We start from the raw sequence: 24396 nt of genomic DNA, 5'->3' as shown, positions 1-24396 counted from the left end.
AGTTACTTTATGTCGCACTACATCAGCAAGCAGTTAAGTGACACTTAACGTAGGAACCAGCCTTTAAGGGTACAAGCCTGGCATTCCGTCACCGCGGTACACCGATTGTCGTAACCACGGGGCAGGATTGGCGCCATGGCGGACGTCTTGGAGCGGTTCGGGCTGGCGACCCGGGAGTGGTTCGCCGCCGCCTTCGCCGCACCCACCGCCGCCCAGGCCGGAGCCTGGCAGTCCATCGGTGCCGGCCACAACGCCCTCGTCGTCGCGCCGACCGGATCCGGCAAGACCCTCGCCGCCTTCCTCTGGTCACTGGACCGGCTGGCCCGCGAGCCCCGCCCGGAGGACCCGAAGCAGCGCTGCCGGGTGCTCTACGTCAGCCCGCTCAAGGCCCTCGCCGTCGACGTCGAACGCAACCTGCGCGCCCCGCTCACCGGCATCCGGCAGGCGTCCGCCCGGCTCGGGCTGCCGCCACCGGAGATCACCGTCGGGATGCGTACCGGGGACACCCCGGCCGACGAGCGGCGGGCGTTCGCCCGTACCCCGCCGGACATCCTGATCACCACACCCGAGTCGCTGTTCCTGCTGCTCACCTCCGCCGCCCGCGACTCCCTGCGCGGGGTGGAGTCGGTGATCGTCGACGAGGTGCACGCCGTCGCCGCCACCAAACGCGGCGCCCACCTGGCCCTCTCCCTGGAACGGCTGGACGCGCTGCTGCCCCGGCCGGCACAGCGGATCGGCCTCTCCGCCACCGTACGGCCGATCGACGCCACCGCCCGCTTCCTCGCCGGGGCCCGACCGGTGGACGTGGTCCAGCCCCGCACGCCCAAGACCATCGAGGTCAGCGTCGAGGTGCCGGTGGAGGACATGACCCGGCTCGACGAACGCGACCCACCCGCCGACGACCTCGGCACCCCCCGCCGCGCCTCGATCTGGCCGGCGGTCGAGGAACGGGTCTACCAGCTCATCCGGGAACACCGGTCGACGATCGTGTTCACCAACTCCCGGCGGGGCGCCGAACGCTTCTGCGCCCGGCTCAACGAACTCGCCGCCGACGAGCAGGCCGGGGTCGTACCCGAGGTGGTCGTACCCGAGACGGTCGCGGCCCGGACCGGGACGCCCGACCGGCTGCCGGCCGAGATCATGGCCCAGTCCGGCGCCGCGACCGGCGCCGCAGCGGTGATCGCGCGGGCGCACCACGGCAGCGTGTCCCGCGAGGAACGCAAGCACATCGAGGAGGCACTCAAGTCCGGCCAGCTTCCCGCCGTCGTCGCCACCTCCAGCCTCGAACTCGGCATCGACATGGGCGCGGTCGACCTGGTGGTCCAGATCGAGGCACCGCCGAGCGTCGCGGCCGGGCTGCAACGCGTCGGCCGGGCCGGACACCAGGTCGGGGCGATCTCCCGGGGCGTCGTCTTCCCCAAACACCGGGGCGACCTGATCTCCTGCGCGGTGGTCGCGCAACGGATGGGCGACGGGGCGATCGAGGAGCTGCACTACCCGCGCAACCCGCTCGACGTACTGGCGCAGCAGATCATCGCGATGGTCGCGCTGGACGAGTGGCAAGTGCCCGACCTCGCCGCCCTGGTCCGCCGGGCCGCGCCCTTCGCCGAGCTGCCCGACTCGGCCCTGCACGCCGTACTGGACATGCTCTCCGGGCGCTACCCGTCGACCGCCTTCGCGGAACTGCGCCCCCGGCTGGTCTGGGACCGGGGCACCGACCTGCTCACCGGCCGGGCCGGCGCCCAGCGCCTCGCCGTCACCAGCGGCGGCACCATCCCCGACCGGGGCCTGTTCGGCGTCTTCCTCGCCGGGGCGACCCGCGCCGCACGGGTCGGCGAACTCGACGAGGAGATGGTCTACGAGTCCCGGATCGGCGACGTCTTCCTGCTCGGTTCCTCGTCCTGGCGGATCGAGGACATCACGCCGGACCGGGTGCTGGTCTCCCCCGCCCCCGGCCAGGCGGCCCGGATGCCGTTCTGGAAGGGCGACAGCCTCGGCCGCCCGATCGAGCTGGGCCGGGCCATCGGCGCCCGACTGCGCACCCTGGTCAAACAGGACGACGAGGCGGCCACCACGGCACTGCGCGACGGCGGGCTGGACGCCTGGGCGGCCGGCAACCTGATCGCGTACCTGCGCGAGCAGCAGGCGGCGACCCGGTCGCTGCCGGACGACCGGACCGTGGTGGTCGAGCGCTTCCGCGACGAGTTGGGCGACTGGCGGCTGACCGTGCACTCGGTCCTCGGGGCCCGGGTCAACGGCCCGTGGGCGCTGGCCATCAACCGCCGGCTGGCCGAACGGTACGGGGTGGACGCGCAGGTCGTACCGAGCGACGACGGCATCGTGGTGCGGCTGCCCGACACCGCCGACGAGCCGCCCGGCGCGGACCTGGTCGGCTTCGACCCCGACGAGATCGCCCAGATCGTGCAGGACGCGGTCGGCGGCTCGGCGATGTTCGCCGCCCGGTTCCGCGAGTGCGCCGCCCGCGCCCTGCTGCTGCCCCGACGCGACCCCCGGCGCCGCCAACCGCTCTGGCAGCAGCGCCAACGCGCCGCCCAACTGCTCGACGTGGCCCGCGAGTACGCCGACTTCCCGATCACCCTGGAGGCGGCCCGCGAATGCCTCCAGGACGTCTTCGACGTACCGGCACTGGTCGGGCTGATGCGCGATCTCGCCGCCCGGAAGATCCGACTGGTCGAGGTCGAGACCAGCCAGCCGTCGCCGTTCGCCCGGTCGCTGCTCTTCGGGTACGTCGGCGCCTTCCTCTACGAGGGCGACGCCCCGCTGGCCGAGCGCCGGGCCGCCGCGCTCGCCCTCGACTCGGCCCTGCTCGGCGAACTGCTCGGCCGGGTCGACCTGCGGGAACTGCTCGACCCGGCGGTGGTCGCCGAGACCGAGCGGCAGTTGCAGTGGCTGACCGAGCAACGCCGCCCCCGCGACGCCGAGGACGTGGTCGAACTGCTCCGGCTGCTCGGCGACCGGACCGAGGCGGAACTGGTCGAACGCGGCGCCCGCCCGGAGTGGCTGACCGACCTGGAGGCGAGCCGGCGGATCCTGCGGGTCCGCATCGCCGGGCAGGAGCGCTGGATCGGGGTCGAGGACGCCGGCCGGTTCTCCGACGCGCTCGGGGTGGCGCTGCCGGTCGGCATCGCGCAGGCGTACCTGGAGCCGGTGGTCGACCCGCTCGGCGACCTGGTGGCCCGCTACGCCCGTACGCACGGGCCGTTCCCGGCGGCCACCTGCGCCGCCCGGTTCGGGCTCGGGGTGTTCGTGGTGGAGCAGGCGCTGCGCCGGCTCGCCGCCACCGGTCAGGTGGTCTCCGGCGAGTTCTCCCCGGCCGGCACCGGCACCGAGTGGTGCGGCGCGGAGGTGCTGCGGCTGCTGCGCCGCCGTTCCCTGGCCGCGCTGCGCCGGGAGATCGAGCCGGTGCCGCCGCAGACGCTGGCCACCTTCCTGCCCCGCTGGCAGCAGGTCGGCGGCAACGCCAGGGGCATCGAGGCGGTGGCCGCCGCGATCGAGCAGTTGCAGGGCACGGCGGTGCCGGCCTCGGCACTGGAGAGCCTGATCCTGCCGGCGCGGGTGGCCGACTACTCCCCCGCGTACCTGGACGAGCTGTGTGCCAGCGGCGAGGTGACCTGGGCCGGGACCGGTGCGATCGGCGCGGCCGACGGCTGGGTCAGCCTGGCGTACGCCGACTCCGCGCCACTGCTGCTGCCGCCGCCCGATCCGGCGCTCGCCCTCACCCCGCTGCACCAGTCGGTGCTGGACGCGCTCGGCGACGGGCAGGCTCTCTTCTTCCGGGCGTTGGCCGACCGGGTCGGCTCCATCGACGACGATTCCCTGGTCGCCGCCGTCTGGGAACTGGCCTGGGCCGGCTGGTTGACCAACGACACCATCGCCCCGCTGCGGGCGCTGCTCGGCGGCCGGGGCGCGCACCGGGCCCGCCCCGCCGCCGCGCGCACCCGTTACCGGCGCCCGGGTCGGCCGGCACTGCCCGCGCGGGGTGGGCCACCGGCGGTCGCCGGTCGCTGGTCCCGCCTGCCCGAACGGGACACCGACCCGACCCGGCGGGCCGCCGCCCTGGCCGACCTGCTGCTGGAGCGGCACGGGCTGGTCACCCGTGGGGCGGTCGCCGCCGAGGGGGTGGTCGGCGGGTTCGCCGCCGTCTACCCGGTACTGGTGGCGATGGAGGAACGCGGTGCCGCCCGGCGGGGCTACTTCGTCGAGGGGCTGGGGGCGGCGCAGTTCGCCGTACCGGGGGCGGTGGACCGGCTGCGGGCGCTGGCCGAGCCGGACGACGGCCGGCGACGCACCGGCAGCGCGCTGGTGCTGGCCGCCACCGATCCGGCGAACCCGTACGGCGCAGCCCTGCCCTGGCCGGAGCGGGCGATTGACTCCGGCAACGGTGAACGTGAAGCGAGCGGGCACCGGGCCGGTCGCAAGGCGGGTGCCCTGGTGATCCTGGTCAACGGCGACCTGACCCTGTACGTCGAACGCGGTGGCCGCACCCTGCTGTCCTTCGTGGACGACGAGCAGACGCTGTCCCTGGCGGCGAAGGCACTGGCCGACGCGGTCCACTCCGGCGCTCTCGGCCCGCTGTCGGTGGAACGCGCCGACGGCGAGGCCGTGCAGTCCTCGCCGCTGGGCGCGGCCCTCACCACCGCCGGCTTCCGCCCCACCCCCCGAGGCCTCCGCCTCCGCGGCTGACCCCGACCCCGACCCCGACCCCCGACCCGGTCGTTGATCATGAAGTTAGCGCAGGATTTTCGCTCCCGGAGCGCGCTAAGTTCATGATCAACGAGAGGTTTCGGGGTTGGCGGGGCCGAGGAGGACGGTGCCGGTGGGGGTGACGGACCAGCCGGGGTTGTGGGCGATCTCCCAGAGCAGGCCGTTCGGGTCGGCGAAGTGGCCGTGGTAGCCGCCGAAGGCCGCCGGCTGGCCCAATTTGCGGATGGCGGCACCGGCGGCCGCCGCCGCGGCGAGCACCCGGTCGACCTCCTGCGGGCTCGACACGTTGTGCGAGAGGGTGACACCGCGCGGCGTGGCGTCGGCCGGTGCGGCCGCGCCGAGATGGGCGGCGCCGAGATCACCCGGGCCGAGGTCGGCGGTGAACTGCGCCGCCTCGTACAGGCCGAGCATCATCCCCGGTCCGATCTGGAAGAAAAGGATCTCCCCGGGTACGTCGAGCGTCGGGCTCCAGCCGAGTCCGTCGACGTAGAACCGCCGCGCGGCGTCGAGGTCGGCGGTCGCCACCGTCACGAAGTGCACCTGTTGTTCCATGGTGACGAATTCTCCACCAGCGGTGTCCACCACCCCCGCACGAGCCCAGAAACCGGCGGCCCTGCCTGGTCACATCGCATGAGCTGGAAACCGGTAGACACGCCCGGTCGTATTGCCGGCATTCACCGTGCTGCCTATGGTCAGGAACATGGCGGTTGCTTTCCGTGATCCGTTTCCGATCGTCCTAAGCGACGATCCGGCCCGGCTGACCCGGTTATATCGAGAGCGTTTCGGATTCGAGGAGTCGTACCGTTTTCCGGCCGAGCAGGACGACGAGCCGGAGTTTGTCGTGCTCGGTCTCGGCGCCGCCCGGTTCACCTTCGGTCGGGCGGACGACAACGGTCTGCACGGCACTCCCCGTGGAACGGACAACGGCCGCCGGACGGAGGTGTGCGTCTACACCGATGACGTCGACCGGGCGATCGAGGACCTGCGCGCCGCCGGGGTGCCGGTGTTGTTCGAACCGGCCGACCAGCCTTGGGACGAGCGGGCCGCGTACGTCGCCGACGCGGACGGGAACCCGGTCCTGATCGTGGCCCCCTCCCCGTCGCCCGGCGTTTCGGCCCGGTCGTGACCGGCCCAGCGGACCAGCCAGAGCCCGGCGGGCGGCCGTTGGCGGTGGAACTCGTCGAGCGGATGGACCGGGACCAGGAGGCCCGCAACAGGATCCCGACCCGTGGCGCCACCCGCGCCATGTGGGCCGCGGTCGAGTCGGTCGACGCCGAGAACACCACCTGGCTGAAGGTGGTGCTCGACCGGCACGGCTGGCCCCGCCGCAGCGATGTCGGCGAGCAGGCGGCGCGAGCGGCCTGGCTGCTGGCCCAGCACGCCGACCGTGACCCGGACTTCCAGCGCGAGTGTCTGGCCCTGCTCGACCGGGCGGTACGCGACGCTGAGGCGAGCCCGTCGCACCTGGCCTACCTCACCGATCGGGTCCGCCGGGCGCAGGGCAGACCCCAGGTGTACGGCACCCAGTTCTGGTACGGGCCGGAGAACTCCGAGCGGCTGACTCCCCAACCGATCGAGGACCCCGACGGTCTCGACGAACGTCGGCGCAGCGTCGGCCTCGGCCCGTTCGCCGAGTACGAGGCGATGATGCGCGAACGCGAACGCGAAAACGAACGCGAAAACGAACGCGAAGACGAACGCGAAGACGAACGCGAAGACGAAAACGAGGACGAGGACGGGCTCACGCGCGACGGGTCATGATTCGCAGGGTGATGGCGAGTCCGAGGGCGAACCAGGCGGCGAGTACGGCGAACGGCAGCGCGCTGACCCCGTCCGGCGGGGTGACCAGGGTGTCGCGTACGGCCTCGGCCATGTACTGGAACGGCAGCACCCGGTGCACGGTCTGGAGCCAGTCGGGCAATCGGTCGGTGGGAAAGTTGATCGGGGAGAACATCAGCGCGACGAAGACGATCAGTTGGGCGATCAGGTTCGCGACCGTCGGCGAGGTGCCGTACGCGATGGCGTACCCGATCGCGGTCGCGGTCAGCGCGACGAGCAGGACGGCCGCCACGACCAGCGGGCTGACATCGAGGGTGAGGTCGAACCGGATGGTGGCCGCGAGCAGGGCGAGGACCAGTCCGGGCAGGGCGGTGGCGAGCCAGGTGCTGAGGTCGGCGGCGAGGATCGCGGAGCGGGGCACCGGCAGGGTGCGGTTGTAGTCGAAGGTGCCGGCGGTCTTCGCCTCGGCGACCATCTGCGGGGCGAGCACCATGCCGACGGTGATCAGGCCGAGGGTGGGTGCGCCGGTGGCCAGGTAGAGCGCGGTGTTCTGGTCGATCGCCGGCAGCAGGAACGAGAAGCCGATCACGATGCCGACCGCCAGCATGGTCTGGATGATGACCATCAGCGGGAGGGTGTGCCTGAGCCGGATGCCGCTCCAGCGGACCAGCAGCAGGTAGCTACGCAGCCAGGACCGCATCGCCGGCCTCCTTTCCGGCGCTGGTCAGGCCGATGTAGACGTCTTCGAGGCTGACCGGGTGCAGGGCGAATTCGGTGATGGTTCCGGCGGCGCGTTGGCCGAGCGCCCAGGCGACGGCCCGTTCGGTCTGCGCGGTGTCGACCGGCAGCACGATCCGGCGGTCGGTGACGGTCGCGGTGCCGGCCCAGGGTGGCGGCGGTGGCGGCGGCAGGCCCGGCGTACGGGTGAGTTCCAGCCGCAGGTCGGCGGTGACCCGGTGGCGTAGTTCGGCCGGGGTGCCGCTGACCACCGTCCGGCCGTGGTCGAGCACGACGATCCGGTCGACGCTCCGCTCGGCCTCGGCCACGTTGTGGGTGACCAGGATGACCGCGCAGCCGTCGGCGGCGAGGTGGCGTACTGACTGCCAGAGCAGGCGGCGGCGGACCGGGTCGACGTCGTTGGTGGGCTCGTCGAGCATGACCAGCCGGCCGGGTTCGACCGCCGCCATGCAGAACGCGGTCAGCCGGCGGACACCGCCGGAGAGGCTTTCTCCGGGTACGTCCGCCCACTCGGCGAGGTCGAGCGCGGTCAGCAGTTCTTCGGTACGTTGCCGTACCCGTTTGCGTCCGCCGCCCCGGATCCGGCCGACGATCTCGATCGCCTGCCTCGGGGTGACCCCGGTCAGTGGTGCCTGTGCCTGGAGTTGGACCGAGCAGACCGCCCGCGCGTACGCCGGGTCGGCGACCGGGTCGCGCCCGTCCAGCCGGAGCGTGCCGGAGGTCGGCCGGACCAGGCCGGCGACCTGGTTGAGCAGGGTGGTCTTGCCGGCTCCGTTGTGTCCGAGCAGACCGAGCACCTCCCCGGGGTGGACGGTGAGGCTGAGGTCGTCGTTGGCCCGCAGGCCCCCTCGGTAGATCTTGGTCAGTCGTTCGACGTGCAGCACCGGCACCACTCCTTCACATACCGACTGGTATTCGGATACCGTTGAGTATCCGGATACCAACAAGGATGTCAACGGACGGAGTGTGGCAGGATCACGACATGAGCGAGCGACTCACCCGCGCGCAGCAGCAACAGCGCACCCGCCAGCACCTGCTGGACGCGGCCGAGACGCTCTTCGGCGAGCGGGGCATCCACCCGACCTCGCTCGACGAGGTGGCGGCCGAGGCCGGGCTGACCAAGGGCGCGATCTACGCCAACTTCGAGGGCAAGAACGGGCTGGTGGCGGCGATCCTCGACCGCCGACTCAGCGAGGAGCACCCGGCCAACGGCGCACCCGAGGTCGATCCCGAGGTCTCGCTGGCCGGCTGGCTGCACCAGCTCGGCAGCGGCTACGACTCAGCCCTCGGCCTGCCGGAGGTACGCCGCTTCGCCATGGCCTTCGTCGAGTTCTGGCTGTACGGGATGCGCACGCCGGCCGCCCGGGAGTCGATCGCGCAGTGGCTGCGCACGGTCCGGGCGGCGAACACGAAGGAGATCATCGAACGGACCGGGGGGCGACCACCCCTGCCCGCCGACCAATTGGCCGCCCTGATGACCGCACTCGACGTCGGGGTGGCCTTCCAGCACCTGATCGACCCCGACGCGGTCCCCACGGAGGTCTACACCCACGGCCTCAACGCCGTCCTCGGCATCGACCGGGAGCCGCCGCCCGAGGATCCGGTCGGCGACGGCGGCCCCACCGGTTAGTCGCCGTCGCGCTGGGCGGGTACGCAGACCGTGATCGCGGACGGCACCACCCGTACCTTCAACCGCTTCTCGGTGCCGCACGCACCACCGTCGAGCTCGTACGTCTGCGGCGTGCCGAACCGCACGTCGACCTTCCGCCCCTGGGTGATCTCCAGCAGCGGCGAGTTCTCGGACCGGCCGACGGCCATCCGGCCGAGCGTACGGGCCCAGTCGATCACCCCGTGCCCGGTGGCGACACCGACCTCCAGCCGGCCGTCGTCGGGGCGGGCGTCGTCGAACGCCTCGATTCCGCCGGTGATCGTGCTGACGTTGCCGAACAGCACGCAGCTCGCCTCGCCGTCGAACCACTTCTCCCCGTCGACCTTGATCGTCACCGGGACGACCTCGTCGCGTACGTGCCGCAGGCCGGTCCAGACGTAGGCCAGTTTGCCCATGTTGTCCTTGAGCTGCCGGTCCGCGTCCGAGATCATCTCGGCGTCGAATCCGGCCCCGGCCATCACCGCGAAGTGCTGACCGTTGACCCGACCGAGGTCGATCCGGCGGCGCTCGCCGTGCAGGGCGATCCGGACCGCCTCTTCGAGATCCTGCGGGATGCCGAGATTGGTGGCGAGCAGGTTGGCCGTACCGGCCGGGATGATCCCGGTGGCACCGTCCCAGCCGGCGAGGGTGTCCACACAGTGCTGGACCATGCCGTCCCCGCCCCAGACCAGGATCAGTTCGGCTCCCTTGCCGACGGCTTTCCGTACCTTCTTAGGCGCTTTGCGACTCTTGGGCACCTCGTACCAGAGCAGGTCGGTGACGCCCTCGTCGGTGAGCCGCGTACGCAGCTCGTCCAGGCCCCCGCCGAGCGTCTTCTTGCGGTGGGCGACCACCGCGACCCTGGTCATCGGCCCACCGGTCGCACATCGGAGTACGTCATGGGTCAGGTCATACCCAGCGGGCACCCCGATCCACACCCGCCCCGGGGGTGGCTCCGGCCCGCTGGGTTACCGTGCGGGCATGCCAGTGCGATCGGTACGCCGCGACGGTGCCCAGTCGCGCGAGCGGGCGCCGGTGGAGCCGAAACACCCGGCGACGGTTGACCCGGCCACCATCGGGGAGCACGACCTCGACCACGAGGCGTCCTACCGCCGGCTGGGTTTCGCGGACCTCGACCTCTCCGGCCGGTCGGCGGACGCGGTCGAGTTCGAGCAGTGCCGGTTCCGGGGCACCGACCTGAGCGGCACCTCGCTCGACGGGGCGCGGTTCACCGACTGCCTGGTCGAAAGCTCCAACCTGGCCAACCTGCGGGCGGAGAAGTCGAGCCTGCTGCGGGTACGCCTCTCGACGGCCCGGATGACCGGGCTGCACTGGGTCGGCGGCACCCTGCGCGACGTGACGTTCTCGCAGTGCCGGCTCGATCTGGCGTCGTTGCGCTTCTCGATCTTCCAGCACGTGGCGTTCGAGGGGTGCAACCTGACCCGGGCGGATTTCTCCGGCGCCGACCTGCGCGGCGTACGGTTCACCGACTGCGACCTGAGCGGTGCCCAGTTCAGCCACGCGAAGACGGCCGGCACCCGGTTCGCCGGCTGCTCCCTGGCCGGCATCGGCGGGGTGACGAGCCTGGCCGGCGCCACCGTCGCCCGGCACGACCTGATCGCGTTGTCGTACACGCTGGCGCACGCGCTCGGCATCCGAATCGAGGACGGCGACGGGGACGGGCACGCCGAGCCGGCCTGAGTCACCACCGGTCATGGGCTGCGGTGCCGGGGCAGGTGGGGTGCCGGGGCCGCCACGGCGGATCACCCCGGCCCGCGCTCTGACAGGATCAGCGGGTGCCACTCACCGCCTCCCGCGCCCTGGTCCGGCAAGCCGAGCGCTGGTTCGTCCGCCACGGCGTACCCCAGATGATCGCCGGGTACGACTTCGACCGGCACATCCTCCCCCGGATGCTGCCGTTCCTCGCCGTGGTCGTGGTGGCCGACCTGGTCTGGGTGATCCTCCAGGCCGGCACCGGCACCGCCCGCTGGGTACTGCTCACGATCGTGGTCGCGGCCGGACTGGCCGGCTGGTCCGGGCTGACCAGGTTCGGCCGGCGGCTGCCGCACTTCTCCCGCCGCGCCATGATCACGATCCTGGTCGCGTACGCGGTGGTGCCGGTGGTCGTACCGCCGCTGGCGCTCTGGCTGCACGACGGCCAGGTGAAGATCACGGTCACCTCGATCGCCGCGTTCGCGCTGCTGTTCAGCGGATCGTGGCTGGCCACCAGCTACGGCGTGGTGCCGCTGCTGCGCCGGGCCGTACGGCACGCGGTCGACGACATGCGCAACAGCGTCCGGCTCCAGGGCCGGGCCCTGCCGCTGCTGCTCTTCGTCACCCTGTTCTTCTTCTTCACCGGCGAGCTGTGGCAGGCGATGAACCGGCTACCCTGGCACCGGCTGGGACTGGTGCTCAGCCTCTTCACCGCAGTCACCATCCTGGCCGCCGCCGGCCGACTGCGCGACGAGATCGGCCGGGTGGAACAGGACCTCAGCGCCGAACGACTCTCCTCGTCCTGCAAGCGCACCCCGCTGAGCAGCCTGCCGATCGAGGAGGTCGCCCCGGACGGTCCGCTGCGGCCGGTGCCGCTGAACGCCCGGCAGGTCGGCAACCTGCTGCTCATGCTCGCCACCCGGCAACTCGTCCAGGCGCTGGTGGTCGGGATCGGGCTGTTCTGCTTCTTCCTGCTGCTCGGCCTGATCGTGGTCCAGCCGGAAACCGCCGAGCAGTGGATCGGCGAGCCACCGGCGATGCTCGCCGACGGGCTGCCGGTGCCGCTGGCGCTGTTGCGCAACGCCGCCCTGCTGGCCGGGTTCGGCAGCATGTACTTCGCCGTCACCTCGATGAGCGACGTCGAGCACCGGCGTCAGTTCTTCGCCCCGATCCTGGACGAGGTCGAACGGACGCTCGCCGTACGCGCCGTCTATCTCGCCGTACGCGACATCGTGCTGCCGACCCAGCCCGTACCGCTCCAGCCGGCCCCGGAAACCCCCGCCCCGGTGGTCGACGCGGAGCGGTAACACCGCCGATGTCACTGACATCCGTGTTACTAACACTGACGTTAGTAACACGGATGTTAGTGCCGATCGGCGGTCAGAGCTGCGGGGCGACCTCGGCGGCGATCAGGTCGAGCTGATCCAGGTCGGCGAGGTCCAGGAACTGGAGGAAGAAGCGGGACGCGCCGCCCTTGGCGTACTCGTGCAGTTGCTCGACCACCTCGCCGGGCGTCCCGACCACACCCGGCCCGGCGCGCAGCTCGTCCAGGTCCCGGCCGATCGCGTCGGCCCGGCGGCGCACCTCGGCGTCGTTGCGCCCGCAGACCACGGTGACCGCGGCCGAGAGCGTCAGCGGGGCCCGCCCGGCCGCGTCCCGACCGATCCGCTCACAGGCCTCGACGACCGCCTCGAAGTTCTTCGCCGCCGCCTGCGCCGACTGGAACGGGACGTTGTACTCGTCGGCGAACCGGGCGGCCAGCACCGGCGTCCGCTTCAGCCCGGTGCCACCGACGATGACCGGCGGTCCCGGCTGCTGCACCGGCTTCGGCATCGCCGGGGAGTCGTAGAGGTCGTAGTAGCCGCCCCGGTAGGTGAAGGTCTCCCCCGGCGGGGTCCCCCACAGCCCGGTGACCACCTCCAACTGCTCGGTCAGCCGGTCGAACCGCTCCTTCAGCGGCGGGAACGGAATGCCGTACGCCCGGTGCTCCGCCTCGAACCAACCCGTGCCCAGGCCCAGTTCCACCCGCCCACCGCTCATCTCGTCGACCTGGGCGACCGAGATGGCCAGCGGGCCGGGCAGCCGGAAGGTGGCCGAGGTGACCAGGGTGCCGAGCCGGATCCGCTCGGTCTGGAGGGCGAGCCCGGCCAGGGTCAGCCAGGCGTCGGTCGGGCCGGGTGCCCCGTCCCCGTTCATGTGCAGATAGTGGTCGGAGCGGAAGAAACCGTCGAAGCCGAGATCCTGCGCGTGCCGCGCCACCCGGAGCAGGTCCCGGTACGTCGCGCCGTCCTGCGGCTCGGTGAAGATGACCAATCGCATGCCGACCAGCTTGCCAGTTCCGCCACCCGACCCTGCCGGCGGAGGGGCCGTCGCCGCCGCCGACCACAGCCGTTAACGTGCTGGTCATGCCCGGCTATGACTGGATCAGCCTGACCACCGACTACGGACTCTCCGACGGGTTCGTCGCCGCCTGCCACGGGGCGGTCGCCCGACTCGCCCCCACCGTACGGGTGCTCGACGTCACCCACCTGGTGCCGGCCGGGGACATCGGACGGGGTGCGACCGTACTCGCCCAGACGGTGGTGGACCTGCCACCGGCGGTGCACGTGGCGGTCGTCGACCCGGGCGTCGGTACGGCTCGGCGCGGAGTCGCCCTGCGAACTCCCGGCGGGCTGCTGGTCGGACCGGACAACGGGCTGCTGTGCCCGGCGGCCGACGCGCTCGGCGGCACCGAACGCGCGGTGGAGCTGACCAACCCGGCCTGGCTCGCGGCGACCGTCTCGCCCACGTTCCACGGCCGGGACGTCTTCGCCCCGGTCGCCGCCCGGCTGGCGCTCGGCGCCGAGTTGGCCGACGCCGGACCGGCGGTCGACCCGGCCACCCTGGTCCGGCTCCCCGATCCGGTGGTGGACAGCGGGCCGGGCTGGCTCACCGCCGAGGTGGCGTCGGTGGACCACTTCGGCAACGTGCAGCTCGCCGCCCCCGCTGCCACGCTGGACGGGCTGCGGCCGGCGCTGCTGGTGGACGGGGTGCCGGCCCAGCGGGCGACGACGTTCGGTGACGTACCGGCCGGGGCTCTCGCCGTACTCGTGGACTCCGCCGGTCGGGTGGCGCTGGCGGTGAACGGCGGCCGTGCGGATGCCCTACTTTCGCTGGTACCGGGGCAGGTACTACGGATAGCGGACGCTAGCTGATCTACTTCCGCATCGCGGACACGGAGCTGCGACGGATGGACCACTATGGAATGCTTGACCGGTGGGGAAGCATTCGATCGATGTACAAGCATGTCCATGCTGCGGCTTTTTCACCGGAGAAGGTGGGACCTGTCCGGTCTGTTTCTGGACCAACGACGGCCGGCAGGGGGGTGAGGACGTCGTCCTTGAGGACAGCCCGAACGGCGACCTGAGCCTGGCCCACGCCCGACTCAACTACGCCATCTACGGCGCCAGCCACCCCCGCTACCAGGACATGGTCCGCGCCCCCCGGCTCGAAGAGCAGCCCTGACACCGCGCTAGCGGGCAGGATGGACGGGTGCCCGAAGGCGACACGGTCTGGAACACCGCTCGCGCGCTGCACCGCGCGCTGGCCGGTGGCCGGCTGACCGCGTCCGACTTCCGCGTGCCCCGACTCGCCACCACCGACCTGGCCGGCTGGACCGTCCTGGAGGTGGTCAGCCGGGGCAAACACCTGCTCGTCCGGCTCGCCGCCCCGCCCGGCACCCCGCACACCAGCACCAACGCCGACCCGTCCGGCACCAGCGGCGGCGACGGGGGCGAGCCGCGCCTCACCGTGCACTCGCACCTGCGGATGGACGGGGCCTGGCGGGTCTACCCGCCGGGTGTTCGCTGGGCCGCCCGGCCGGCGCACCTGATCCGGCTGGTGCTGCGTACGGCGGACGCGATCGCGGTCGGCTACCACCTGCACGAGGTCGCCCTGGTGCCGACCGGCCGGGAGGACGAACTCGTCGGCGGGCTCGGCCCCGACCTGCTCGGCCCGGACTGGGACCCGGCCGAGGCGGTACGCCGGCTCGCCGCCCACCCGCAGGAGAGCATCGCCGAGGCGCTGCTCGACCAACACAACCTGGCCGGCATCGGCAACCTCTACAAGTCGGAGCTGCTGTTCCTGCGGGGCGTGCACCCGTGGACACCGGTGGCGGCGGTGCCGGAGCTGACCGGGCTGGTGACGCTGGCCCAGCGGCTGCTGGCGGCGAACCGGGGACGGTGGACCCAGAGCACCACCGGCTCGCTACACCGGGGCCAGACCAGCTACGTGTACGGCCGGCGCGGCCAACCCTGTCGCCGCTGCGGCATGCTGGTGGAGAAGACCGAACAGGGCGACCGGGTGACGTACTGGTGCCCGCGCTGCCAGCCCGCCCCGGACTGACCCCGCTCGTACCAGGCACGTTCCGGGCGAACCGACGCCGAGCGGCCCGTATCCAATCGTCGCTTGGCGCGGTTAGTTGCTTACGGATCGTCAGCGATGGCCGACTGATCGACTCGACCGGCCCACTGGCGGAACCTCCGGTCGAGCAGGCAACCGGGGAGGGAGCACGGTCATGTTCAAGAAACTCGCGGCGCACCGCCTGGCCCGCAGGGCGAAGCAGGACACCGAAACCACCGGGACCGCCGCCCCCGCCCAGGCACCGGAGGAATCCCGGCCCGACATTCCACAGCAGACCCCGGCGCAGACCCGGCCGGCGGGCCCGGCGCCGCTGCCGACCCCGGACTATTTCGGCTTCGTCCCCAACTACGCGAACAGCCCGCTGCCCCGCCTCGACCCCGCCGGTCAGGTGGTGCCCGGCACCGGCCTGCGGAAATTCGTCGACTCGCTGCCCGGTGTCGGCGAGGGACGGCACAACAACCTCGGCAACCACCTGCCCGTCGCCGTACCGGACACGGTCAGCTACCCCGGCTGCGACTACTACGAGATCGGGTTGGAGCAGTTCACCCAGCAACTGCACCGGGATCTCGGCCCGACCCGGCTGCGCGGGTACCGACAACTGAACAACGGCACCGACGCCAACGGGCGCAACACGGTCAGCCCGCCGACCCGGCCGTACCATCTCGGGCCGGTGATCATCGCGGACCGCAACCGTCCGGTCCGGGTGAAGTTCGTCAACGGGCTGCCGACCGGCGCCGCCGGGCGGCTACCGCTGCCGGTCGACCCGACCGTGCGCGGCGCCGGACCCGGCCCCCTCGGCGGGGCGGAGCACTATCCGCAGAACCGGGCCGTGCTGCACCTGCACGGCGGGACCACGCCCTGGATCAGCAACGGCGGCCCGGACCAGTGGCTCACCCCGGCCGGCGAGCCGACGCCCTACCCCACCGGTACGGGCCTGGTGAACGTGCCGGACATGGCCGACCCGGGACCCGGCGCGGTGACGCTGTACTACCCGAACCAGGCCGGCGCTCGGCTGCTCTGGTACCACGACCACACGCTCGGCATCGCCCGGCTGACCGTCTACTCCGGGCAGCTCGGCCTCTACCTGCTCCGCGACGAGGCGGAACGACAACTGGTCGCCGACGGGGTCGTCCCGGCCGACGAGATCCCGCTGGTGATCCAGGACAAGACCTTCGTGCCCGGCGACGCCCAGCTCGACGCGCAGGACCCGACCTGGGACCGGACCACCTGGGGCGGTCGCGGGAACCTCTGGTACCCGCACGTCTACATGCCGAACCAGAACCCGTACAACGAGTCCGGGACCAACCCGATGGGGCGCTGGGACTACGGGCCGTGGTTCTGGCCGCCGTACACCGGGACGGCGCACGGGCCGGCACAGAACCCGCACCACGATCCGGCCCACGCACCCTGGCAACCACCGGTGATGCCCGGTACCCCGAACCCGTCGGTGGTACCGGAGGCGTTCCTGGACACCCCGCTGGTCAACGGCTGCGCGTACCCGTACCTGCGGGTGGAGCCGAAGGCGTACCGGTTCCGGATCCTCAACGCCTGCAACGACCGCAGCCTCAATCTCCAGCTCTACTACGCCGCCTCGCACGGGCCGATGTGGCATCCGGACGGCACGCTCGGCGACGGCGCGGCCGGCGAGGTGCCGATGGTCGACGCCACCGCCCACCCGGACCACCCGCCCACCTGGCCGACCGACGGCCGGGCCGGTGGCGTCCCCGACCCGGCCAGCGCCGGGCCGGACTGGATCCAGATCGGCACCGAGGGTGGCCTGCTGCCCGAGGTGGCGGTGATACCCAACCAGCCGATCAACTACGTCTACAACCGCCGGGACATCGCCGCGCTGAACGTCTCCGAGCACGCGCTGCTGCTCGGCCCCGGCGAGCGGGCCGACGTGATCGTCGACTTCTCCGCCGCCCCGCCCGGCTCGAAGATCATCCTGTACAACGACTGTCCGGCACCGATGCCGGCCTTCGACACCCGGTACGACTACTACACCGGCGACCCCGACCGGACCAGTGCCGGAGGTGCCCCGACCACCCAGCCCGGCTACGGGCCGAACACCCGTACGCTGCTCCAGTTCCAGGTGGTGGGCGAGCCCGCAGCGCCGTACGACCTGGACCCGCTCCGGGCCCGGCTGCCGCTGGCGTACGGGGCCAGCCAACCGCCGCCGATCGTGCCGCAGCCGGCGTACGACACCGCCTTCGGCACCCGCACGCCGAAGAACACGCACGTGCCGATCCACAGCAACACGATCACGTTCACGCCCGCCGGCCGGACCGCCCCGGTCACCATGCCACTGCGGGCAAAGGCGATCCAGGAACTCTTCGAACCCGAGTACGGCCGGATGAACGCCACCCTCGGAGTGGAACTGCCGAAGGTCAGCGCGCTGGTCCAGACGACCACACCACTGACGTACGTCGACCCGCCGACCGAGATCCTCGCCCCGGCCGACCCCGCCATCCCGGTCGGCGCCCCCGGTGACGGCACCCAGATCTGGAAGGTCACCCACAACGGGGCCGGGACCCGCGCCATCCACTTCCACCACCTGGTGGTGCAGGTGATCAACCGGGTCGGCTGGGACGGCGCGATCCGACCGCCGGACCCGAACGAACTGGGCTGGAAGGAGACGGTCCGGATGAACCCGCTGGAGGACACCATCGTCGCCGTCCGGCCGACCGTGCCGGATGCTCTGCCGTTCAAGGTCGGCGACAGCGTACGGCTGCTCGACCCGACCCGCCCGGCCGGTACGACCAGCGGCTTCACCCAGGTCAACCCGCGTACCGGGGAGCCGGCGGTGGTGACGAACCAGCTGTTCAACTTCGGCTGGGAGTACGCCTGGCAGGGGCACCTGGTCGGGCACGAGGGCAGTGAGCTGAGCCGCCCGCTGGTGCTGCGGCTCTCCCCGGCGCAGCCGACCGGGCTGACCGCGACGGCGGCACCCGGCTCGCCGAGCGTGCCGCCGTCGATCGCGCTCGCCTGGACGAACAACGCGACCCGTCCGGCGGCCACGAACCATCTCGTCGAGCGGGCCACGAACGCCGCGTTCAGCACCGGCGTCACCCGGTTCACCCTGCCCCCGACCGTCAGTACGACCAGCGACTCGACCGTCACGCCCGGCACCACGTACCACTACCGGGTCCGTACGGAGACCGCCGTCGGCTACTCCGGCTGGTCGAACACCGCCTCGGCGGTCGTACGCCTGATCGCGCCGAGCGGCCTGACCGCCTCGGTGGCCCCGTCCGCGCCGGTCCGGGTCGACCTGGCCTGGCGCAACCGTTCGTTCGCCACCGGGGTCGAGGTCCAGCGGGCGGTGAACCCGACCTTCACCAGTGGGCTGGTCAGCGTCTCCGGGCCGTTGACCGCCGCCTGGACGGACAGCACGGTGAGCCCGAACACGACGTACTACCACCGGGTGCGGACCAGTTACCTCGGTGCCCCGTCACCGTGGTCGACGGTGTCGGTGGTGACGGTGCCGACCATACCGGCGGTGCCGCACAGCCTGTCGGCGACGGCCTCGGTCACCGCCCCGGACTCGGTCAGCGTGCAGCTCAACTGGTTCGAGAGCGCGGGCAGCACGGTCAGTGGCTTCACCCTGCAACGGGCCAACGACGCCTCGTTCAGCACCGGTCTGGCCAGCTTCACCATCGCCGGTACGGCCCGCTCGTTCACCAACACCGGGCTGCCTGCGGGCACCGTCTTCCACTGGCGGATCCAGGCCTTCAACGCGGTCGGCACCTCCGCCTTCACCACCCCGCTGGTGGTCCAGCCGCCGGACTGACCGCGCTCGGCGTGGCCGGCCGCCACCGGCCGGGGCGCCGGCCAGCGGCGGAGACCGACCGCTCGGCGCGCGCTGGCGGTCCGGCCGCCGAGCCGACCCGTCTAGCGCCCGGTGGCGGTGCCGGGGTCGCGCAGTTGGGCGAGGCCGGCGGCGACGCCGTGCAGCAGGTCGGTCGCCTCGGTGAGCCGGTCCGCCGCCGGGTGCACGCCGGTGGACCGGGTGTCCTCGGCCAGGTAGCCGGCTGCCGCGACGACCAGCGCCTCGTAGGCGGCGACGCCCCGGTCGAGTTGCCGGAGCAGGTCCCGGTGGGCCGACTCCAGCGCCGGGCGGGACTGGACCGGTGCGGACCGCCTCGCCTTCTCCAGGCCGGCCACCTGGTGCGCCAGGTCGTGCAGCGAGCGCTCGGCCGCGGTCGCCTCCAACACCGCCGGCCCGGCCAGGGCGGGCAGCCGGCCGGCGAGCCCGGTCAGGGTGGCCGAGGCGCGGGAGAGCCGTTCCCACGGCGCGGCCGCCGCCGAGCCGCGCAGGGCGATCCGGGCCCGCTGGCGGCGTACCTCCGCCACCATGCCGGGCCCGGCGGGCAACCGTTCGACGGCGGCGATCAGCCGGGCGCGGGTCTGCTCGGCCGCGACGGCCGGGTCGAGCGGCGGCGGTGCCGGCTGGGCCGCCAGCCGGCGCAGGTCGGCCCAGCGCCAGACGGCGAGCACGGTGGTGCCGCCGGCACCGGCGACCCAGGCCGCGTCCGGCAGACCCAACCCCTGGTACGGGGTGAGGACCGCCGCCGCGCCGCCCAGTGCGCCGGCCCAGACGCTCCACCAACGGGCGGAGCGGCGCAGGCCGCGCAACCGCCGGAAGTAGCGGGCTCGCTCGTCTGCCATGGCCGCCCTCTCCCTGCCCGCCCGCTCAGCCGGCGGCGCTCTGGTCGCCGGTCGGCTTCTCCTTGGCCATGCTCCGCCGGATCTCGTCGAGTCGGGCCACCCCGGCGTTGTCCGCCGCCCGGTTGGCCTGGTCGACCGCCGGCTGGCTCTGGCCGCCGAGCTGTTCCCCGGCCATGCTCGCCCGGATCTGCTCCAGCCGGGCCGAGCCGGCCAGGTCCAGGCTGCTCTTCTGGATTTCGAGCATCCGGCCCTCGACGGAGTTGCCGGCGAGTTCGGCACGGCCCATGGCGTTGGCGTAACGGCGTTCGATCTTGTCGCGGACCTCGTCCAGCGAGGGGGTGGTGCCCGGCGCCGACAGCGTCGACATCGACTCCAGCGACTTCGCCACGCTCTCCTGCATCTTGGCCTGTTCGAGCTGGCTGAGCAGCTTGGTCCGCTCGGCCAGCTTCTGCTGGAGAATCATGCTGTTGTTCTCGACCGCGCGGCGGGCCTGCCCGGCGGCGGCGAGCGCCTGGTCGTGCAGAGCCTTGAGGTCCTCGGTCGACTGCTCGGCGGAGACCAGTTGGGCGGCCAGGGTCTGCGCGGTCTGCTCGAACTTCTGCGCCTCGGCCTCGTCGCCGCCGGCCCGGGCCCGGTCGGCGAGGACCAGCGACTGGCGGGCCATCCCCTGCAACCGCTCGACCTCGGACATCTGCCGGGAGAGTTTCATCTCAAGCTGGTGCTGGTTGCCGATGACCGCCGCCGCCTGCTGCACCAGCGCCTGGTGCTGGCGCTGGGACTCCTCGATGGCCTGCTGGATCTGCACCTTCGGATCAGCGTGCTCATCGATCTTGGCGCCGAACAGCGCCATCAGGTAGCGCCATCCCTTGACGAACGGACTCGCCATCTTCGCGTTATCCCCTCGGTGTCATCCGCTTCGGCCAGCCGTCGCCCACCCGGCCTGGACCGGTGAACGCGGCACGATCACCATCGTCCCAGTCCGGCGCCACACCGGCAGACGACCGTGGGGATATCGGCCGGCAGACGCCGCTGGAACTGCCACCCTACGCCGAGGTGAGCGGGCCGAGCACCGCTCAGGCGGCGCGAACGATGTCCCGGCCCCGGTCGGTCGTGGACCGGACCCGGCGGGTGGTACGCAGCGTGGCCTTGAGCGGCGAGTCCTGGCGCACCGAGACGGAGACGTTCCCGTCGGTGGCGACCTGCCGTACGCCGGAGTCGGTCACCGTACGCACGCCGGAGTCGGTGAGCACCGTGCGGGCCGGGACGTCGACCGTCGACCGTTCCTGCACCGGTGCCAGCACCCCGGACATCTGCTCGCCCAGCGCGACCGTGTCGCTGACCTCGCGCAACAGCTCGGAGAGGCGGGCACCGAGGGCGTCACAGATGGCGGCGAGCAGCTCGCTCGACGCCTCCTTCTGGCCACGCTCGATCTCAGAGAGGTAACCGAGGCTCACGTTGGCGGCCGAGGAAACCTCGCGCAGGGTGCGGTGCTGACCCTGCCGGCGAGCACGCAACGCGTCACCGATCACCCGGCGTAGCAGGACCATCGCACCTCCCCCTCACGTGGGACCGTTGCTCCGGCGGCAGTCAGCACAACGCCGCGTGGAGCGACTCCGACCCCCAATCCCGGCCGCTGCCGGGACCTTCCCGCAACCGTACCCGTTGCCGGCCCGCACGACATCCCACCCCGCCGGTCCGGATTCCCGCCGGCATCCGACAGCGGTCCCGCTCAACCCCGCACCGGCGGCGGCTGTACGCCGTGCACCTGCTCCGCGAGCAGCCGCAACGCCTCGGTGACCGTGTCCCTGCGGATCTGGTCCCGACCGCCGCCGAGGCGCAGTTCCCGGACCTCGGTGCCGACCGGTCCGGCCGCCGCGACAAAGACCAGCCCGACCGGGCGCCCGTTCTGCGGCTCCGGGCCGGCGACCCCGGTGGTGGCCAGGCACCAGTCGGCGCCGCACCGCCAGCGCCCGCCCTCGGCCAGCGCGCCGGCCACGTCCGGATCGACCGGACCCCGCGCGGCGAGCAGTTCGGCGGGTACGCCGGCCAGGGATTCCTTCAGGTCGGTGGCGTAGACCACCAGCCCGCCGCGGAAGACGGCGCTCACCCCGGCGATGTCCACGATCGTGGCGGCCAGCAGCCCGCCGGTGAGCGATTCCACCACGGCCAGCGTCTCGCCCCGTTCGGCCAGCGGGTGCACCACCGCCGCCGCCTCGGTCAGCGCGGCCCGTGTCCGGGCATCGCCAGTCATCCCGCCTCCCACCCGTCTCACCGACCAACCCGCGCCGACCGCTCCCGGTGACGGCCGGCTGCGCGCCAGCTGGCCCGGCGGTGCGCTAGCTGGCCCGGCGCCGCAGCCGCAGTGCCCGTACCACGTAATCGAGGCCAGTGATCATCGTCACCACCAGGGCGATGCCCATGATCCACGGGCCGACGAAGGTCGCCTGCTCCGGCACCGGCCAGAGATACCAGACGATCGCGAGGATCTGCAACGCCGTCTTGGCCTTCCCGCCCCGGCTGGCGGCGATCACGCCGAACCGGATCACCCAGAACCGGATCAGCGTGACGCCGAACTCCCGGGCCAGGATCAGCAGGGTGACCCACCAGGGCAGCAGGTCGTACCAGGAGAGCAGGACCAGGGCGGCGCCGGTCAGCGCCTTGTCCGCGATCGGGTCGGCCACCTTGCCGACCGCCGTGACCAGCTTGAACCGGCGGGCGATCCAACCGTCGAGCAGGTCGGTCGCGGACGCCACGGCAAAGGTCAGGCAGGCGGCGATCCGCCAGGCCGGGTGGGTCATCTCCGAGACGACCGCCAGCACCACGAAAACCGGCACCAGAACGAGCCGCAGGGCGGTGAGCGCATTGGCCGCGTTGACGACGGGCACCGGCTCGACCGTGGCGGCCGGGGCGGAAGGCTCCGACGCCTCCGTCACCTCGCGCCGCCCGGCGGGCTCGCCGCCGCGGACACCAGCTCGACCGGTACGGCGACCAGGTCGACCCCCTCGGTCCCGGTGACGGTGGCCCGGACCAGGTCGCCGGGGCGCAGCGCGGCCAGGTCGACCCCACCGCCCACCGGAGCCACCAGCGTCGTCGAACCGTCGACCTCGGGCGCCTGGTGCTCGGCGCGTCCCTCGACGATCCCGCCGTCGATCGTGTCGACCAGCACCTCGACGGTCGAGCCGAGCCGTTCCTCGGCCCGCTGCGAGCAGAGTTCGTCGGCGAGCGCGCTCAGCCGGTCGTACCGCCGCTTGATCGTCGCCGCGGCGACCTTGCCGGGCAGGCCGGCGGCCTCGGTGCCGTCCTCGTCGCTGTAGTCGAACATGCCGATCGCGTCGAGCCGGGCCTCGGAGAGGAACCGGACCAACTCGTCCACGTCGGCGCGGGTCTCACCGGGGAAGCCGACGATGAAGTTGCTCCGCGCCCCGGCGGCCGGGGCCAGCTCGCGGGCCGAGCCGAGCAGTTCGAGGAATCGGGCGGTGGACCCGAAACGCCGCATCCGGCGCAGCACCGGCTCGCTGGAGTGCTGGAACGACAGGTCGAAGTAGGCCGCCACCCCGGGGGTGGTGGCGATCGTCTCGACCAGCCCCGGCCGGGTCTCCGCCGGTTGCAGGTAGCTCGCCCGGACCCGGACGATCCCGTTGACGGCGGCGAGCTGCGGCAGCAGCTTCTCCAGCAGGCGCGGGTCGCCGAGATCCTTGCCGTACGAGGTGGAGTTCTCGCTGACCAGCACCAGTTCGCGTACGCCCGTGCGGGCCAGCCACTCCGCCTCGGCCAGCAGCTCTTCCGGCGGCCGGGAGACGAAGGCGCCCCGGAACGCCGGGATGGCGCAGAACGCGCACCGCCGGTCGCAGCCGCTGGCGAGCTTGAGCGAGGCGACGGGACCCGAGTCGAGCCGGTGGCGCAGCACCGGCCGCAGGTGCGCCGGGGTGTGCTCGTCGGTGACCAGGGCACCACCGGTCGGTCTGGAGGCCTGCGCGTGACCGGGCAGCACCACACCGCTGCCGTGCCGGTCGACCGGGGTCAGCGGGAGCAGCTCGCGCCGGTCCCTGGGGGTGTGCGCGACCACCTGCTCACCGGCGAGCACGGCGTTCAGCCGAGACGAGATGTCCGGGTAGTCGTCGAAGCTCAGCACGGCGCCGGCCTCGGGCAGGCTGTCGGCCAGCTCACGGCCGTAGCGCTCGGCCATGCAGCCGGCGGCGACCACCTTCGCCCCGGTGTCGGCGGCGGCGAGCAGCGTCTCGATCGAGTCCTGCTTGGCCTTCTCGACGAACCCGCAGGTGTTGACGAGGACCACGTCGGCGCCCTCGCCGTCGGTGGTCACCTGCCAGCCGTCGGCGTCGAGGCGGGCCGCCAGCTCCTCCGAGTCGACCTCGTTGCGGGCACAGCCGAGGGTCAGCAACGCCACCCGGCGGCCGGTGGTCGAGGAAGAGGAATTGGCAGACACCATCCGAGGGTACCGGGCCGCTCCGGAAGCCCCGCGCCCGCTAGGCGTGCAGTGCCGCCCCGACCCGGTCGTCGGCGTGCGGGGCGGCAACGCGGCCCATCGGGTCGAGCCGGGCCAGCCGGTCGAGCAGGAAGACCTCGGCGCCGGCCAGCCCCACCGAGCAGAACAGGGTCACCTGGTCGGCGGCGCCCCGACCCGGGGGGGGGGGGGGGGGGGGGGGGTGGGGGGGGGGGGGGGGGGGGGGGGGGGGGGGGAGGGGGGGGGGGGGCGGGGGGGGGGGGTG

22 protein-coding genes are annotated in these 24396 nt (G+C 72.6%); 10 read left to right on the top strand and 12 right to left on the bottom strand.

Annotated elements, in window-relative coordinates; translation table 11 throughout:
- The first annotated feature begins 135 nt into the window (after positions 1-135).
- On the top strand, positions 136-4704 hold the full coding sequence (locus tag ACZ6QQ_RS06325) for an ATP-dependent helicase (protein WP_465874787.1): 4569 nt from the start codon (positions 136-138) through the stop codon (positions 4702-4704).
- An 87-nt stretch (positions 4705-4791) separates the two neighbouring features.
- Here ACZ6QQ_RS06325 and ACZ6QQ_RS06320 read toward each other — a convergent pair whose 3' ends face one another.
- Complete coding sequence (locus ACZ6QQ_RS06320; RefSeq protein WP_465874786.1) at positions 4792-5277, bottom strand: VOC family protein; 486 nt, start codon at positions 5275-5277, stop codon at positions 4792-4794.
- A gap of 148 nt (positions 5278-5425) precedes the next feature.
- Between ACZ6QQ_RS06320 and ACZ6QQ_RS06315 the strand changes: the two genes are divergently transcribed.
- Together ACZ6QQ_RS06315 and ACZ6QQ_RS06310 are read left to right on the top strand one after the other, a co-directional pair.
- Positions 5426-5851, top strand: a complete 426-nt coding sequence (locus ACZ6QQ_RS06315) for a VOC family protein (protein WP_465874785.1) — start codon at positions 5426-5428, stop codon at positions 5849-5851.
- Positions 5848-6486, top strand: a complete 639-nt coding sequence (locus tag ACZ6QQ_RS06310) for a DUF6624 domain-containing protein (protein WP_465874784.1) — start codon at positions 5848-5850, stop codon at positions 6484-6486. Before ACZ6QQ_RS06315 ends, ACZ6QQ_RS06310 begins: the two co-directional genes overlap by 4 nt.
- Here ACZ6QQ_RS06310 and ACZ6QQ_RS06305 read toward each other — a convergent pair.
- The gene (locus tag ACZ6QQ_RS06305; protein WP_465874783.1) at positions 6467-7204 is read right to left on the bottom strand and encodes an ABC transporter permease; all 738 of its coding nucleotides are present in this window, start codon (positions 7202-7204) and stop codon (positions 6467-6469) included. The genes ACZ6QQ_RS06310 and ACZ6QQ_RS06305 overlap by 20 nt on opposite strands.
- Entirely contained in the window at positions 7185-8126 is a 942-nt protein-coding gene (locus ACZ6QQ_RS06300) for an ABC transporter ATP-binding protein (RefSeq protein ID WP_465874782.1), read from the bottom strand. The genes ACZ6QQ_RS06305 and ACZ6QQ_RS06300 overlap by 20 nt, the downstream gene beginning before the upstream one ends.
- 98 nt (positions 8127-8224) lie before the next feature.
- Here ACZ6QQ_RS06300 and ACZ6QQ_RS06295 point away from each other — a divergent pair, with 98 nt between their 5' ends.
- Positions 8225-8872, top strand: a complete 648-nt coding sequence (locus tag ACZ6QQ_RS06295; RefSeq protein WP_465874781.1) for a TetR/AcrR family transcriptional regulator — start codon at positions 8225-8227, stop codon at positions 8870-8872.
- Here the strand turns inward: ACZ6QQ_RS06295 and ACZ6QQ_RS06290 are convergent.
- Entirely contained in the window at positions 8869-9759 is an 891-nt protein-coding gene (locus ACZ6QQ_RS06290; RefSeq protein ID WP_465874780.1) for a diacylglycerol/lipid kinase family protein, read from the bottom strand. The genes ACZ6QQ_RS06295 and ACZ6QQ_RS06290 overlap by 4 nt on opposite strands.
- A gap of 112 nt (positions 9760-9871) precedes the next feature.
- On the opposite strand from ACZ6QQ_RS06290, the gene ACZ6QQ_RS06285 reads away from it, so the two are divergent.
- Together ACZ6QQ_RS06285 and ACZ6QQ_RS06280 are read left to right on the top strand one after the other, a co-directional pair.
- Positions 9872-10591 carry a pentapeptide repeat-containing protein gene (locus tag ACZ6QQ_RS06285; RefSeq protein WP_465874779.1) on the top strand — a complete coding sequence of 240 codons (720 nt, stop codon included), beginning with the start codon at positions 9872-9874 and terminating at the stop codon, positions 10589-10591.
- A gap of 95 nt (positions 10592-10686) precedes the next feature.
- Positions 10687-11910 (top strand): hypothetical protein, encoded by a 1224-nt coding sequence (locus ACZ6QQ_RS06280; protein ID WP_465874778.1) that lies wholly within the window; start codon positions 10687-10689, stop codon positions 11908-11910.
- A gap of 73 nt (positions 11911-11983) precedes the next feature.
- On the opposite strand, the gene ACZ6QQ_RS06275 is transcribed toward ACZ6QQ_RS06280, so the two are convergent.
- Positions 11984-12922 carry an LLM class F420-dependent oxidoreductase gene (locus tag ACZ6QQ_RS06275; RefSeq protein WP_465874777.1) on the bottom strand — a complete coding sequence of 313 codons (939 nt, stop codon included), beginning with the start codon at positions 12920-12922 and terminating at the stop codon, positions 11984-11986.
- An 86-nt stretch (positions 12923-13008) separates the two neighbouring features.
- On the opposite strand from ACZ6QQ_RS06275, the gene ACZ6QQ_RS06270 reads away from it, so the two are divergent.
- The 4 genes from ACZ6QQ_RS06270 to ACZ6QQ_RS06255 all read left to right on the top strand — a co-directional run bounded on the left by ACZ6QQ_RS06270 (position 13009) and on the right by ACZ6QQ_RS06255 (position 18791).
- Positions 13009-13797, top strand: coding sequence for an SAM hydrolase/SAM-dependent halogenase family protein (locus tag ACZ6QQ_RS06270; RefSeq protein ID WP_465874776.1), 789 nt, complete (start codon positions 13009-13011; stop codon positions 13795-13797).
- A gap of 61 nt (positions 13798-13858) precedes the next feature.
- Complete coding sequence (locus tag ACZ6QQ_RS06265) at positions 13859-14107, top strand: CPCC family cysteine-rich protein (RefSeq protein WP_465874775.1); 249 nt, start codon at positions 13859-13861, stop codon at positions 14105-14107.
- 27 nt (positions 14108-14134) lie between these two features.
- On the top strand, positions 14135-14986 hold the full coding sequence (locus tag ACZ6QQ_RS06260) for a zinc finger domain-containing protein (protein WP_465874774.1): 852 nt from the start codon (positions 14135-14137) through the stop codon (positions 14984-14986).
- Between the two features lie 172 nt (positions 14987-15158).
- Positions 15159-18791, top strand: a complete 3633-nt coding sequence (locus tag ACZ6QQ_RS06255) for a fibronectin type III domain-containing protein (protein ID WP_465874773.1) — start codon at positions 15159-15161, stop codon at positions 18789-18791.
- Positions 18792-18892: 101 nt separating this feature from the next.
- On the opposite strand, the gene pspM is transcribed toward ACZ6QQ_RS06255, so the two are convergent.
- The 7 genes from pspM to ACZ6QQ_RS06220 all read right to left on the bottom strand — a co-directional run bounded on the left by pspM (position 18893) and on the right by ACZ6QQ_RS06220 (position 24288).
- Positions 18893-19669 (bottom strand): phage shock envelope stress response protein PspM, encoded by a 777-nt coding sequence (gene pspM, locus ACZ6QQ_RS06250; protein WP_465874772.1) that lies wholly within the window; start codon positions 19667-19669, stop codon positions 18893-18895.
- Between the two features lie 25 nt (positions 19670-19694).
- A complete protein-coding gene (locus ACZ6QQ_RS06245; protein WP_465874771.1) occupies positions 19695-20555 on the bottom strand; it encodes a PspA/IM30 family protein in 861 nt (286 codons plus the stop codon).
- A 187-nt stretch (positions 20556-20742) separates the two neighbouring features.
- Positions 20743-21216: a helix-turn-helix domain-containing protein gene (locus ACZ6QQ_RS06240; protein WP_465874770.1), complete on the bottom strand. Its 474-nt coding sequence runs from the start codon at positions 21214-21216 to the stop codon at positions 20743-20745.
- A 182-nt stretch (positions 21217-21398) separates the two neighbouring features.
- A complete protein-coding gene (locus ACZ6QQ_RS06235; RefSeq protein WP_465874769.1) occupies positions 21399-21920 on the bottom strand; it encodes a CinA family protein in 522 nt (173 codons plus the stop codon).
- Positions 21921-22005: 85 nt separating this feature from the next.
- Entirely contained in the window at positions 22006-22602 is a 597-nt protein-coding gene (gene pgsA / locus ACZ6QQ_RS06230) for a CDP-diacylglycerol--glycerol-3-phosphate 3-phosphatidyltransferase (protein ID WP_465874768.1), read from the bottom strand.
- Positions 22599-24116, bottom strand: coding sequence for a 30S ribosomal protein S12 methylthiotransferase RimO (rimO, locus tag ACZ6QQ_RS06225; protein ID WP_465874767.1), 1518 nt, complete (start codon positions 24114-24116; stop codon positions 22599-22601). Before rimO ends, pgsA begins: the two co-directional genes overlap by 4 nt.
- A gap of 37 nt (positions 24117-24153) precedes the next feature.
- The gene (locus ACZ6QQ_RS06220) at positions 24154-24288 is read right to left on the bottom strand and encodes a hypothetical protein (RefSeq protein ID WP_465875046.1); all 135 of its coding nucleotides are present in this window, start codon (positions 24286-24288) and stop codon (positions 24154-24156) included.
- Between the last annotated feature and the right edge of the window lie 108 nt (positions 24289-24396).

Source organism: Micromonospora sp. NPDC049529 (assembly GCF_055586685.1).
This window is presented reverse-complemented; position numbering and strand designations above follow the sequence as displayed.